At 72.1% G+C, this 11,774-nt stretch carries 10 protein-coding genes; 5 read left to right on the top strand and 5 right to left on the bottom strand.

Annotated features, from left to right (window positions below; translation table 11 throughout):
- Nucleotide 1: 1 nt before the first annotated feature.
- Complete coding sequence (locus tag AC067A_RS07690) at nucleotides 2–973, top strand: Gfo/Idh/MocA family oxidoreductase (RefSeq protein ID WP_478615917.1); 972 nt, start codon at nucleotides 2–4, stop codon at nucleotides 971–973.
- Nucleotides 970–1,998: an aldo/keto reductase gene (locus AC067A_RS07695; RefSeq protein WP_478615920.1), complete on the top strand. Its 1,029-nt coding sequence runs from the start codon at nucleotides 970–972 to the stop codon at nucleotides 1,996–1,998. Before AC067A_RS07690 ends, AC067A_RS07695 begins: the two co-directional genes overlap by 4 nt.
- 114 nt (nucleotides 1,999–2,112) lie before the next feature.
- On the opposite strand, the gene AC067A_RS07700 is transcribed toward AC067A_RS07695, so the two are convergent.
- Entirely contained in the window at nucleotides 2,113–2,658 is a 546-nt protein-coding gene (locus AC067A_RS07700; protein ID WP_478615923.1) for an EF-hand domain-containing protein, read from the bottom strand.
- Between the two features lie 272 nt (nucleotides 2,659–2,930).
- Between AC067A_RS07700 and AC067A_RS07705 the strand changes: the two genes are divergently transcribed.
- Nucleotides 2,931–4,562, top strand: coding sequence for an amidase (locus AC067A_RS07705; protein ID WP_478615926.1), 1,632 nt, complete (start codon nucleotides 2,931–2,933; stop codon nucleotides 4,560–4,562).
- Nucleotides 4,563–4,675: 113 nt separating this feature from the next.
- Complete coding sequence (locus tag AC067A_RS07710) at nucleotides 4,676–5,233, top strand: SMI1/KNR4 family protein (protein WP_478615929.1); 558 nt, start codon at nucleotides 4,676–4,678, stop codon at nucleotides 5,231–5,233.
- Between the two features lie 119 nt (nucleotides 5,234–5,352).
- Here AC067A_RS07710 and AC067A_RS07715 read toward each other — a convergent pair whose 3' ends face one another.
- Nucleotides 5,353–6,471 (bottom strand): NADAR family protein, encoded by a 1,119-nt coding sequence (locus AC067A_RS07715; RefSeq protein ID WP_478615932.1) that lies wholly within the window; start codon nucleotides 6,469–6,471, stop codon nucleotides 5,353–5,355.
- A gap of 68 nt (nucleotides 6,472–6,539) precedes the next feature.
- Nucleotides 6,540–6,845, bottom strand: coding sequence for an excalibur calcium-binding domain-containing protein (locus AC067A_RS07720; RefSeq protein WP_478615934.1), 306 nt, complete (start codon nucleotides 6,843–6,845; stop codon nucleotides 6,540–6,542).
- Between AC067A_RS07720 and AC067A_RS07725 the strand changes: the two genes are divergently transcribed.
- Nucleotides 6,844–7,242: an NTP pyrophosphohydrolase gene (locus AC067A_RS07725; protein WP_478615936.1), complete on the top strand. Its 399-nt coding sequence runs from the start codon at nucleotides 6,844–6,846 to the stop codon at nucleotides 7,240–7,242. The two genes, AC067A_RS07720 and AC067A_RS07725, sit on opposite strands and share 2 nt — an antisense overlap.
- Nucleotides 7,243–7,363: 121 nt before the next feature.
- On the opposite strand, the gene AC067A_RS07730 is transcribed toward AC067A_RS07725, so the two are convergent.
- Together AC067A_RS07730 and AC067A_RS07735 are read right to left on the bottom strand one after the other, a co-directional pair.
- Nucleotides 7,364–8,263: a GNAT family N-acetyltransferase gene (locus AC067A_RS07730; protein WP_478615939.1), complete on the bottom strand. Its 900-nt coding sequence runs from the start codon at nucleotides 8,261–8,263 to the stop codon at nucleotides 7,364–7,366.
- A gap of 405 nt (nucleotides 8,264–8,668) precedes the next feature.
- Nucleotides 8,669–11,761 carry a glycoside hydrolase family 3 protein gene (locus AC067A_RS07735; protein ID WP_478615941.1) on the bottom strand — a complete coding sequence of 1,031 codons (3,093 nt, stop codon included), beginning with the start codon at nucleotides 11,759–11,761 and terminating at the stop codon, nucleotides 8,669–8,671.
- Nucleotides 11,762–11,774: the final 13 nt, after the last annotated feature.

Consider the following 11,774-nt stretch of genomic DNA (forward strand, 5'->3'; position numbering starts at 1 on the left):
CATGACCGACCGAACCCTGCGGGTCGCCCTGGCCGGCGGCGGAGCCTTCGGCGCGAAGCACGCGGCCGCGCTCCGGCGGATCGACGGCGTCGAGGTGACCGCCGTCGTGAGCAGCACCCTGGAGCGGGCCCAGAAGTTCGCCGCGGAGCAGGGCGTCGGCCGCGGCGTGGCGTCCCTGGACGAGGTGCTCGCGATGGACGACGTCGACGCCGTCATCCTCGCCACGCCGACGCAGATGCACGCCGAGCAGACGCTCGCCTGTCTCGACGCCGGCAAGCACGTCCAGGTCGAGATCCCGCTGGCCGACTCCCTCGCCGACGCGGAGGCCTGCCAGGCCGCGCAGGAGCGCACCGGGCTCGTCGCGATGGTGGGACACACGCGGCGCTTCAACCCGAGCCACCAGTGGGTGCGGCGCCGGATCCAGGCCGGTGAGTACGGCATCCAGCAGATGGACGTGCAGACGTACTTCTTCCGCCGCACCAACCTCAACGCGCTGGGCCGGCCGCGCTCGTGGACGGACCACCTGCTGTGGCACCACGCGGCGCACACCGTCGACCTGTTCGCGTACCAGACGGGCTCGCCGATCGTGCAGGCCCACGCGATGCAGGGTCCGATCCACCCCGAGCTCGGCATCGCGATGGACATGTCGATCCAGCTGCGGGCGGAGAGCGGCGCCCTGTGCACGTTGTCGCTGTCGTTCAACAACGACGGACCGCTCGGCACGTTCTTCCGCTACATCGGCGACACCGGCACCTACATCGCCCGCTACGACGACCTGTTCACCGGCAAGGACGAGCCGATCGACGTCAGCGGCGTCGACGTCTCGATGGACGGCATCGAGCTCCAGGACCGCGAGTTCGTCGCGGCGATCCGCGAGGGCCGTGAGCCGAACTCCTCGATCGCCCAGGTCCTCCCCTGCTACCGGACGCTGGCGGCCCTGGAGGAACAGCTCACCGCCGCCTCGGGCTCATGAGCACGGCCCCGACGGCGGGCCCGGGCCGTACACCGCGCCGGATCGGACCCTTCGAGGTCCCGGCGATCGGCCTTGGCTGCATGAACGTCAGCCACGCCTACGGCGTCCCCGCGACTCCGGAGGCGGCCGAGCACCTCCTCCGGACGGCGCTGGAGGAGGGCGTCACCCACTTCGACACGGCCGCGCTCTACGGCTTCGGCGCCAACGAGGAGCTGGTCGGCCGGGTGCTCGCCGCCCACCGCGAGCGGATCGTGCTGGCCAGCAAGTGCGGCATGACGGGCGTCGACGGCCGGCGCGTGATCGACGGGCGGCCGGAGACCATCCGGCGTACCGCCGACGAGGCGCTGGCACGACTGCGCACCGATGTCATCGACCTCTACTACCTCCACCGTCTCGACCGGGCGGTCCCGGTCGAGGAGAGCGTCGGGGCGATGGCCGACCTCGTGACGGCCGGCAAGGTGCGCGCACTGGGCCTCTCCGAAGTGTCCGCCCCGACGCTGCGCCGTGCGCACGCCGTGCATCCGATCGCAGCGCTGCAGAACGAGTACAGCCTCTGGTCACGCAATCCCGAGCAGGGCACCCTGGCCACGGCCCGCGAGCTGGGCGTCGCCCTGGTGGCCTTCAGCCCGTTGGGCCGCGGCTTCCTCACCTCGGCCCCTCCGGACCCCGGCGGGCTTCCCGCCGGCGACATCCGGCGGGGCATGCCCCGCTTCGACGACCGCCACTACCCCGCCAACCTCGTCCTGCGGCGCGAGCTGGAGCGGATCGCCGGCAAGGCCGGCGTCACCCTCGCACAGCTGGCGCTGGCGTGGGTCGTCTCCCGCGGTCCGCACGTCGTCGCCATCCCCGGGACACGGTCGGTGGCCCACCTGCGGGAGAACCTGGCGGCGCTGGACGCCTCCGTGCCCGCCGACGTCCTCGACGCGGCGGGCCGCGTCCTGAACGCCTCGACCGTGCACGGGCCCCGATACAACGACGCCACCCTCGCCGAGATCGACACCGAGCGCTGCGGGCCCGCGGGCTGAACCGAGCCCGGTCCGGTGCCGGCCCCGGGCTCGGCGCCGGGGTCGGCACCGGCCCCATGGAGTCTCGCGGCGACAGCGGGGCCGACGACGGGACGGAGGGTCCGGCCTCCAGCGTCACCGTGGGGTCGGCACGGGACCGCACAGCTGGTTGCCCGGTTCGGTCGGATCGTCGCTGGTCCAGAACTGGATCCAGAGGTCGGTGAACTCGGGGCGGTCCAGGTATCCGTCCCCGTCCCCGTCGAGGTGCTCGAAGACGCCGGTGATGTCGACCGTCCCGCCGTGCCACGTGTCGACCAGCCTGCGGTGCTCGGTGGGCGAGATGCGGCCGTCGCCGTTCTCGTCCACGGCGTCGAAGACGGTCTCGGCGGTGGCGGCGACGGCCTCGCGCATGGTGGGGAGGAGGTCCACCATGGCGAGCAGCTCGTCCAGATCGACCATGCCGTCGCCGTCCGTGTCCACATGGGCCGCGAGGAGGTCCCACCAGCCGAGCATGACCGCGTCCACGCGTGCGGCCAGTTCGGACCCCGGTCGCACGCGAGGCAGACCTCTCCAGCGTTCGGCGAGGGCCTGGAAGTCGCTCTGGTCCAGGTAGCCGTTTCCGTCGGCGTCGAACGCCCTGAACATGTTCACGAGTTTGTCGCGCTGGAACTCACTGGCCATGGTCGGCCCTTCTGTCGGGATCCCGGCGATCCTGCCCGTGGCCACCCGCGCTCCAACGGCGCCTGACAGCACGCAACGGCGCCCCCGGCAGCCTTCCGTGCACCCGACGCCTCGCGCGCCCCGGTTTGGCGGGCGCGGTTCACCCGTCCGGCGTCGTCGGCAACCCCGCGGGGACGGGCACGTTCCGGTGCTGGACGGAGGTTCGGAGAGACGTGGAGAGAGGCGGAGAAGTGTCTTGTGTCCCGCCGTCCTCCTGCAGTGGGCTGTCCGCCATGAAGAAGAGAAGTGTTGCGGCACTGACTGCGGCCCTGGCCGTGGCACCCCTTCTGGCAGCCGGCGTACCGGATACGCACGCCATCGCCGCCGAATCCGGCGCCGGCAGTTCCCTCCCCCGTGCCGGCAGTTCCCTCCCCCGCGCCGGATCGGCGGTCCTGCGCGGGGTCGACCTGGACACGGTGACGATCCCCGAGCTTCAGGCACGCATGAAGCACGGCGACCTGACCTCCTCGCAGCTGACCCTCGCGTACCTCCAGCGGATCAGAACCGTCGACCCGAAGATCAACGCCGTCCTTCGCACCAGCCCCACGGCGCTGAGCCAGGCACTCGCCAGCGACGTCCGGCACCGCCTCGGAAAGGTCCGCGGGCCGCTCGACGGCATTCCCGTCCTGCTGAAGGACAACGTGAACACCCGCGACATGCCGACGACCGCCGGCTCACTGGCTCTGGCCGGGAATCCACCGGGCACGGACGCCGACCTCGTCGCGAGGCTGCGCGCGGCCGGGGCCGTGATCCTCGGCAAGGCCAACATGTCCGAATGGGCCAACTTCCGTGCCGCCAAGCCGACATCGGGCTGGTCGGCGGTCGGCGGACAGACCCACAACCCGTACGTCCTCGACCGCAACCCCTGCGGCTCCTCCGCCGGTTCGGCCGCCGCGCTCGCCGCGTCCCTCGCACAGGTGGCGATCGGCACCGAGACGGACGGCTCCATCGTGTGCCCGGCCGGCATGAACGGCGTCGTCGGCCACAAGCCCAGCCTCGGGCTCGTCAGCCAGTCCGGCGTCGTCCCGATCTCCGCCGCGCAGGACACCGCCGGCCCCATGGCCCGCAACGTCGTCGACACCGCCCTCACCCTCTCGGTGATCAGCGGAACCGACACCGCGGGCGCCCCTGCCGCCTCCGCCCTCACAGCGGCGGCCACACACCCCGGCGGCCTGCACGGCAAGCGCATCGGCCTGTGGCGGCTCCCTTCCCTCGGCCCCGACGTCGACGCCCTGATGACCCGCACCGCCTCCCGACTCCGTGCGGCCGGCGCCACGGTCGTCGAGGTCACCCCGCCCTACCAGGCCAGGCTCGCCGAACTGGAGTTCCCGGCCCTCCTCAGCGAGTTCCACCGCGACATCGACGCCTACCTCTCCACCCGCAACGGCCCCCGCGACCTCGCCGCCCTCGTCGAGTTCAACCGCACCCACCCCGCCGAACAGACCTGCTTCGCCGGCCAGGAACTCTTCGAGACGGCCCTCGACGCGCCCTCCACCGCCGACCCGCGCTACCAGGCCATGCGCGCCGAACTCGACGACCTCTCCCGTCGCTCCATCGACGAGACCATGGCCACCCACCACCTCGACGCCATCGCCTCCCCCACCAACCCGCCCGCCTGGACCACCGACTGCTCCCGCGGGGACAACGACGTCATCCCCTCCTCCACTCCCGCCGCCGTCTCCGGATACCCCTCCCTCTCCCTCCCCGCCGGCTCCGTCGGCGAACTCCCCGTCGGCCTCCTCCTCATGGCCGGCAACCGCCAGGACGCCCGACTCCTGTCCCTGGGCGCGGCCATCGAGCAACGACTGCACGCGTGGCGCGCACCGCGCTACCTGCCGTCGATGCCGCTCGACACGACCGACTGATCGAAGGGAGCGCCGGGAGGCGGGGCCGGGCGGGGAGTCGCTTGCGGGGGCCGTTCCCCCCTCCCCCGGCCGTCGTCCCCGCGATGTCAGTGGCCTCTGCCATCCTCACGCTCATGACGGACACCGACGACCTCCTCCGACGCATCGCCCCACGGGCCGCCGCCGACAACGCGGACCTGCCCACGCCTGTCAGCGAAGACCTCCTCACCCAGGCCGAGGCACGACTGGGCTTCTCCCTCCACCCCCTCCTCACCCGCCTGTACCGCGAGATCGCCGATGGCGGCTTCGGCCCGGACTACCGGCTCCTGCCCCTGCTCGGACCCGGCGGTTCGGTCGTCACCGAGTTCCTCGCCCGCCGTGCGGCCTCCACCGGTACGGAACACCCGGAGTGGCCGGACGGCGTCGTACCGATCCTCACCTGGGGCTGCGGCATGTACGCCGGCGTCGACTGCCTGGACGAGGACGGCCAGGTCCTGCTCTTCGAGCCGAACCCCTACGACGGCGGCTCGTGGGCCCCCTGCTGGTTCCTCGACTCCACCAGTCTCGCGGCCTGGCTGGAGACCTGGCTCTCGGGAACGGGCTGGTTCGACGAAGACGCCGCGTACCGGGACGACGTCGCCGAACCACAGCCCTGGACCGGGGCGACAGACCGACTGGCCTCCGCCGCGTAGGGCGTGCCGAGCCATTCCGAGGTGACCTCCTTCACCTCGTGATCGGCCCCGGCCGGGCCCTTCCTCACCATCGGCTCCGGGTCGCACCGGCCCCGCAGGAGGTCACACCGCTGCGCCGCTTACAGACCTGGGATCCCGTGTCGCCGCACGTGCAGTTCAGAGCGGACGAGTTCGAGCAGACGGCCGGCCCAGTTGCGGCCGTGGCCGGCGCCGTCACCCCAGAAGGTCGAGTTCAGATCCTGGTACACCAAGGTGGCGTCGCCCGTCGCCAGCAGGATCTCGGCCAGCTCGGGATGCTGGTCGTACTTGGCGCGCAGCAGACTGGTCATGACGGCGGTGCGCACATGTTCCCAGCCCTCGCGGCGAGACGCCGCGGCCGCGAGTTCGAGCGCCGCGGCGGCGGTGTCCGCCGCCGTGATGGCCTTGCGGGCCTCCGGCTGGGTGACCGACAGGGCCCAGTAGGCGTGGGTGACGGAGGGGTAGACGACCTCCCCGACGGTGAGGGGAGCGGGGTAGTCGTTGCGCAGTCCCCGGCGGCCGGGATGGGCCACCGGCTCGCCCGCTTGCGCGTGGTGAAGATGGACCAACGCGGCGTGCGGGACCGTCGGCCCGTCTGCCGGCGGGCCTGCGTCGTGCTCCGCCCGCCAGTGGGAGTTCTCCTCGAAATAGGCGAGGGCCCTGTCGTAGCGCGCCTGTGAGACCGGCGGGTCGTTCGGAAGGTAGGTCCGGCCTCCGGGCCCCGCCACCAGGACCCGCAGCGGCCCGTCCTTGCTGTCCATGTCGCCCAGCGCGTAGCGGCGCCGTGACGACGGGATGGCCAGGAACGCGGCGCGTGCCGCGGCCCGGTTCTCTTCCGTCCGATCGGCGAGGAAGGTCTCCACGGCGGCCAGACACCGCCCGGTCGAATCCGGCCGCTGATTCAGCCGGTCGATCGTGTCCCGGACCTCCGCGACCACCAGTTCGGGAGTCAGCCGACTCCGCGGCGCGCTGAACTTCCACCGCGCCAGATCGTGCGCGGACGCCTCCGCGCCCTCCGGGAAGGTCGTGGCCACCCAGCCGGTCCTGAGCTTCTCCTCGAACTCCTCGACCGTGACGAGGCCCCAGCAGTCGATGAGACCGTCGGCGTAGATGAAGAGGTCCGTCAGGAAGTAGCGGCCGTTCCGGATGAAGGCGTGCCGCCAGGTTCCGGGTATGCGGACGCCGTCCACGGTGCGATAGGTGATCCGTCTGCCGATCATCCGGTGATTGTGCCGCAGAGACCGGCCGTGGGCCTCGTCCTTCCCTCGGAACTGATCTTTCCCCGACCTCACTGCCCTGGGTACGGCTCGCACGCGGTGCCGTCGCCGTCACGGTCGAGACCGTCGTGGTATCCCGGGTCCCCTCGGTGGAGCGGTGCCACACCGGCCGCGCGGGCCGCGTCGCAGTTGTCGTAGTAGGTCCAGCCGCCGGTCGTCTGCTCGGGTTCGGGAACCGGCTCGGTCTCGTCGGACGGGCCGGCCTCCGGGACGGGTTCCTCGATCGTGGGCTCCTGCGGTGTCGGCTCCTCGAGCGTGAGCTCCTCCGGTGTGGGCGGGGGCGCCGTATCTCGGCCCGGCTGACATCCTGAGGCCATGACTCCGGAGGACCACCCCACGCTTCCCCTTCTCGTCGTCGACGGGGCCAACGTCGTGGGATCGGTGCCGGACGGCTGGTGGCGGGACCGGCGCGGGGCGGCTGAACGCCTGAGGGATCGGCTCGCGGCCGCCGGAGGGCCGGCCGCCGGCCCGTATGCGGGGCCGTACGAGATCGTCCTGGTCGTCGAGGGCCGCGCTCGTGGCGTCGCCTCAGTGCCCGGCGTACGGGTCGAGGACGCTCCCGGCAACGGCGACGACACCATCGTCGAGCTGGCCCGGAGCGCGAGCGGTCGCCCTTGCCTCGTCGTCACGGCGGACCGCGAGCTACGCGGGCGCGTGGAGGAGACGGGCGCCCAGTGCCTGGGCCCCCGCAGCCTCCCTCTTGCACCCGGCTGAGCCGTTGTGTCCGGCAGGTACGACCGGTGACCGGCCCCGGCCCTGGCCTCAGGCCGGGGCCGGGGCCGGGGCCGGACCGGGGCCGGACCGGATCAGGCCGCTCGCTGCGTGCTACTTCTCGCTAGGCCGATGCGCTCGCCGGGTGGAAGTTGATGCGTTCGGTGACGACGGGGAAGCCGGCTTTGGCGAAGTTCGCGGCCATGGGGAAGTTGCCCTGGTCCGTGGAAGCGCCGATGAACTCGGCGCCTTGCTCGGCAAGGAAGTGGGTGCACTCCGCGAGGAGGTCGTAGGCGTAGCCGTGACCGCGCTGTTCCGGGAGGACGCCGATGAAGCCGATGGTGGGACCGGAGGGGTTGTGGGCCGGGATGTGGATGCCGACAAGGTCGCCTTCGGGCGTGTGGGCGGTCTGCCACCACTCGCGCGGGGAGGGGCACCAGTGGAAGAAGTCGAGTTCCTCCTGGGCGGCCTGGTCGAGGCCGCCCGTCTCGATGGCCTTGAGCGCGTGGGCGTCCAGGGTGACGGAGTGGATGCGGCGGAGCGCGTCGAAGAACACGCCGTCGTCGGGTTCGGGGCTGAAGCGCAGGCGGCCGGGCCGCTCGGGGAGGCCTCGCTCCGGGGTCCAGCGGTACTGGAAGCGTTCGACGAGGAGTTCGTACCCTGCGGCTCGTGCGGCGGAGAAGCGGGCCTCGGCGCAGGCACGGAGGCCGGCCTTCTCCCGCCAACCGCCAGGCAGGTTGATCTCGAGTTCGACCTGCCAGGGAGCGGACCGCAGGAGTTCGGTCCCCGCTCCCTCCTCGCCCTCGGCGACGTCGAACCAGTTGATGTTGACGGGCTCCGAGTCGTCGGGACCGCCCCACCAGGCGCCGCGTGCGACGACCTCGCCGTCGCGCAGGGCGACGCGCTTCCACTCGGGGCGGAACCGGGTGCGCCGATGGCCTTCACGAGCGCCCAGGGGGTCGGGGAGTGCGTCGAAGAGATGAGCGTCGCTCGGGGAGAGCGTGCGAATGACCGGATCGGTCATGGATTCCTCCGGGATACGGCTGCTTGGAGCGCTCCCGGTCAGAACTGACGAGCCACGCCGGGGCAGCGGAAGAGGGAGCGCTGGAAAGGTGTGGACTGCACGGCACTCGCCTCCTTCCGTTCGTCTCAAGGCGTGGAGCCACACAGTACGTGGTCTTGCACGGGACCGTCCACGGATTTCCGCGAAGGCGGGTTCGCGGGGGGACATTGTCGCCGGAGAACGTGCGGGAGCGACCGGCGGGAGCGCTGGACGATCCGGACGAGGCGGGTGAGCGGGTGATCTTCGGAGGCGGGAGCCCAGCGGTTCCGGAGTCCGTACCGGCCCGGTCATCGCTACTGACTCGTTCCAGGGGGCCGTCACGGTCCCGCCCCCACGGGTGGTGGGGGGCGGGACCGTGACGGGAGGTCAGCCGGCGGCGCGGAAGGCGTCGGTCAGCTTGGCGACGGCTGCGGTGGGGTCACCGCTGAGGAGGAGGTGGTCCGCCTCGGCGAAGGGCTTGGCCGTGTTCTGCGTGATGTCGTGGCCGATGCGGTCCTGGACGATGAGCCGGGCCCGGCCGACGAGTCGCCGGGAGGCGGCGGAGTCGCCGAGCCCGGCTTTCTGGAGGGCGCGGGCGGCGAGGCCGATGGCGCGCAGGGCGGGCTCGCCGCCCTGGGGGGTGCCGCGGAGCGTGGTGAGGCCCCAGCCGTACGGGAACTGGGGGTCGTACCGGGTGTCGCCCACGTTCAGCGGGAGCTGGGTCTCGGACTTGGGCCAGCTGACGGGGAGTTGGCCGGTGAAGGGGCGGCGTCCGTAGAGGACGTCCGCGACGCCGTCGCCTTCCGTGCCGGGGAGCCAGGAGGCCACGAGGGCGTCGATGGCGGGCAGGCGGTCGCCGATGAGTTGCGGGCGGCCGGAGACGACGAGGACGGCGCAGGGCATGGCGGCGCAGACGCGGTCGACGGCGGCCTTGTCGGCGGCGGTCAGTTCCAGGTCGTGGCCGTTGCCGACGTCGCCCATGCCTTCGGCGTACGGCTTCTCGCCGACGACGACGACACCGACGTCGTGTCCCGTGGTGGGTGCGGAGGCGTCCTGTGAGTAGGTGAGCGTGGTGCCGGGGTCGGCGGACTTCCGCATGGCCTCCAGGATGGTGGTGCCGGTGGTCGTGGGGCCGGAGGCGCCCTGCCAGGTGACGGTCCAGCCGCCGGCCTGGTTGCCGAGGTCGTCCGCGTTGGAGCCGGCGACGTACACGCTCTGGGTGGGCTTGAGGGGCAGCACGGCGCCGTCGTTCTTGAGCAGCACCTGGGAGGCGGCGGCGGCTTCGCGTGCCACCGCGCGGTGTTCGGGTGAGCCGACGGTGGAGAGGTGGGTGGGGTCCGCGTAGGGCTTCTCGAAGAGGCCCAGGCGGAACTTCTGGGTGAGGATGCGGGCGACGGCGTCGTCGACGCGGGCGGTGGGGATGCGGCCGGCCTCCGTCTCGGCGACGAGCGTGCGGGTGAACTCCTGGTAGTTCGTCGGCACCATGATCATGTCGAGGCCGGCGTTGACGGAGGTCCGTACGTCGCTCGGGTAGTCGCCGGGGATCTGGTCGATGGCCTGCCAGTCGCTGATGACGAAGCCCTCGAAGCCCATCCGGTCCTTGAGCACGCCGTTGATCATCTCGGCGTGCGCGTGCATCTTCACGGGGCCCTGGTCGTCGCCGAGGACGTCGAGCGAGGAGTACGAGGGCATGACCGTGCCGACGCCGTGCTTCACGGCCTCGGTGAAGGGGGCGAGGTGGACGGCCTCCAGTTCCTCACGGGTGACGCGGGTGACGCCCTGGTCGATCGTGTACGAACCGGTGGTGGAGGAACCGAAGGCGGTGCCGCCGTCGCCGACGAAGTGCTTGGCGGTGGTGAGCACCTTGTCGTTCCGGTCGAGGTCGCGGCCGTCGCGCGCGCCCTGCATTCCGTCGATCACGGTCTCCATGGCGGTGACGAGGGCGGGGTCCTCGCCGAAGGACTCGTACGAGCGGCCCCAGCGTTCGTCCCGGGTCACGCACACACAGGGCGCGAAGTCCCAGGGGACCCCGGTGGCGCGGACCTCCTTCGCGGTGACGGCGCCGGTCCGGGCGGCGAGGCCGGGGTCGCGTCCGGCGCCGATCCCGATGTTGTGGGGCATGATCGTCGAACCGATGACGTTGTTGTGCCCGTGCACGGCGTCCACGCCGTAGATCAGGGGGATCTGCAGCCGGGTGGCCTGGGCGCGCAGCTGGTACGCGTCGACCATCCGGGCCCACGCCTCCGGGGTGTTGGGGGTGGGGACCGAGCCGCCGCCGGAGAGCAGGGAGCCCAGGGCGTAGCCCGCGATGTCGCCGGGTGAGCGCAGGGCGTTGCGCTCGGCCTGGGTCATCTGGCCGGCCTTCTCGGCGAGCGTCATGCGGGAGAGGAGGTCGGCGACCCGCTTCTTCACGGGCAGGCGCGGGTCGAGGTAGGGCAGTCCGTGCGCGTCGACGACGACGGCCGGTGTCTCGGCGGGGGCCTTCGCGCCGTCGACGGTCAGCTTGACCGGGATTGTCTCGGCCTCCTCGGCGACCCGGTCCTTCAGGGTCGGTACGGTGATCGAGCGGGTCGTTCCGGACGGCGTCCCGGCCGGGAACTCCAGGCTTCCGGACACCGGCGCGTAGTCCTTCCCCGGCTCGGCGGGGCCGCTGTCGTCCGTCGTGTACGTGACGGTGACGGGTTCCCCGGTCGGTGCGGAGCCGGTGGTGGTCACGGAGACGTCGATGCGGGCGGTGCCGCCCTCGTCGACGGGGTGGACCACGGCGCCGGTGACGACCCGGGTGTTGAGCGCGGGTTCCGCCTTGCCGTACAGCTCGACGCCGTCGAGGGCGAAGCGGCCGGGCGCGCCGGTCGGCAGCGTGAGCGCGTACCCCCACATGCGGTCGAGGCCGAGGACCTGGTCGATGCCGCCGACCGGCTGGTAGTCGGCGCGGTAGTGGAACTCGGAGAAGGGGATCTCGACGAGGTGCCAGCCCTCCCAGTCGTCGGTGAAGGAGGTCGTCCAGAGTTCGGACGCCTCGCCGTTGGCTCCGCCGTCCTTGATCTCGAAGTTGACGCGCTTTCCGGAGCCGGGGGGCAGCGGGGCGGTGTTCTGGCCGTACCACCAGAAGCGGATGCCCTTGTGGGCCGTCCAGTCCTGGGCGGGCCGGTCGAAGGCGAAGTCGTGGGTGAATCCGCCCCAGCCGCTGATGTCGTAGCGGCCTTCGAGGACCTTCGTGCCCTCGGGTGCGTCGGCGCGCTCGGCGAGGGTGAGGGCGGGGTGGTCGTCGGTGTCGCTGCCCCAGGTGAAGAGGCCTTCGGCGGGAGGTCCGGTGAAGGGGACCTCTCCTTCGAAGCGGTCGACGGCCCGGGGCGCCGGGTCGCCTTCCGCCCCGGGCGCGGCGACGCTGGGCACGGCTCCGGCGAGCAGTCCGGCGAGGACTGCGGTGGCGGCGAGCGCGGCGGCGCTCGCCCTTCTCCGGTGGTACGGGTGCGGCATGCGGGCTCCTCGG

The organism is Streptomyces sp. NPDC043176, from assembly GCF_056436715.1.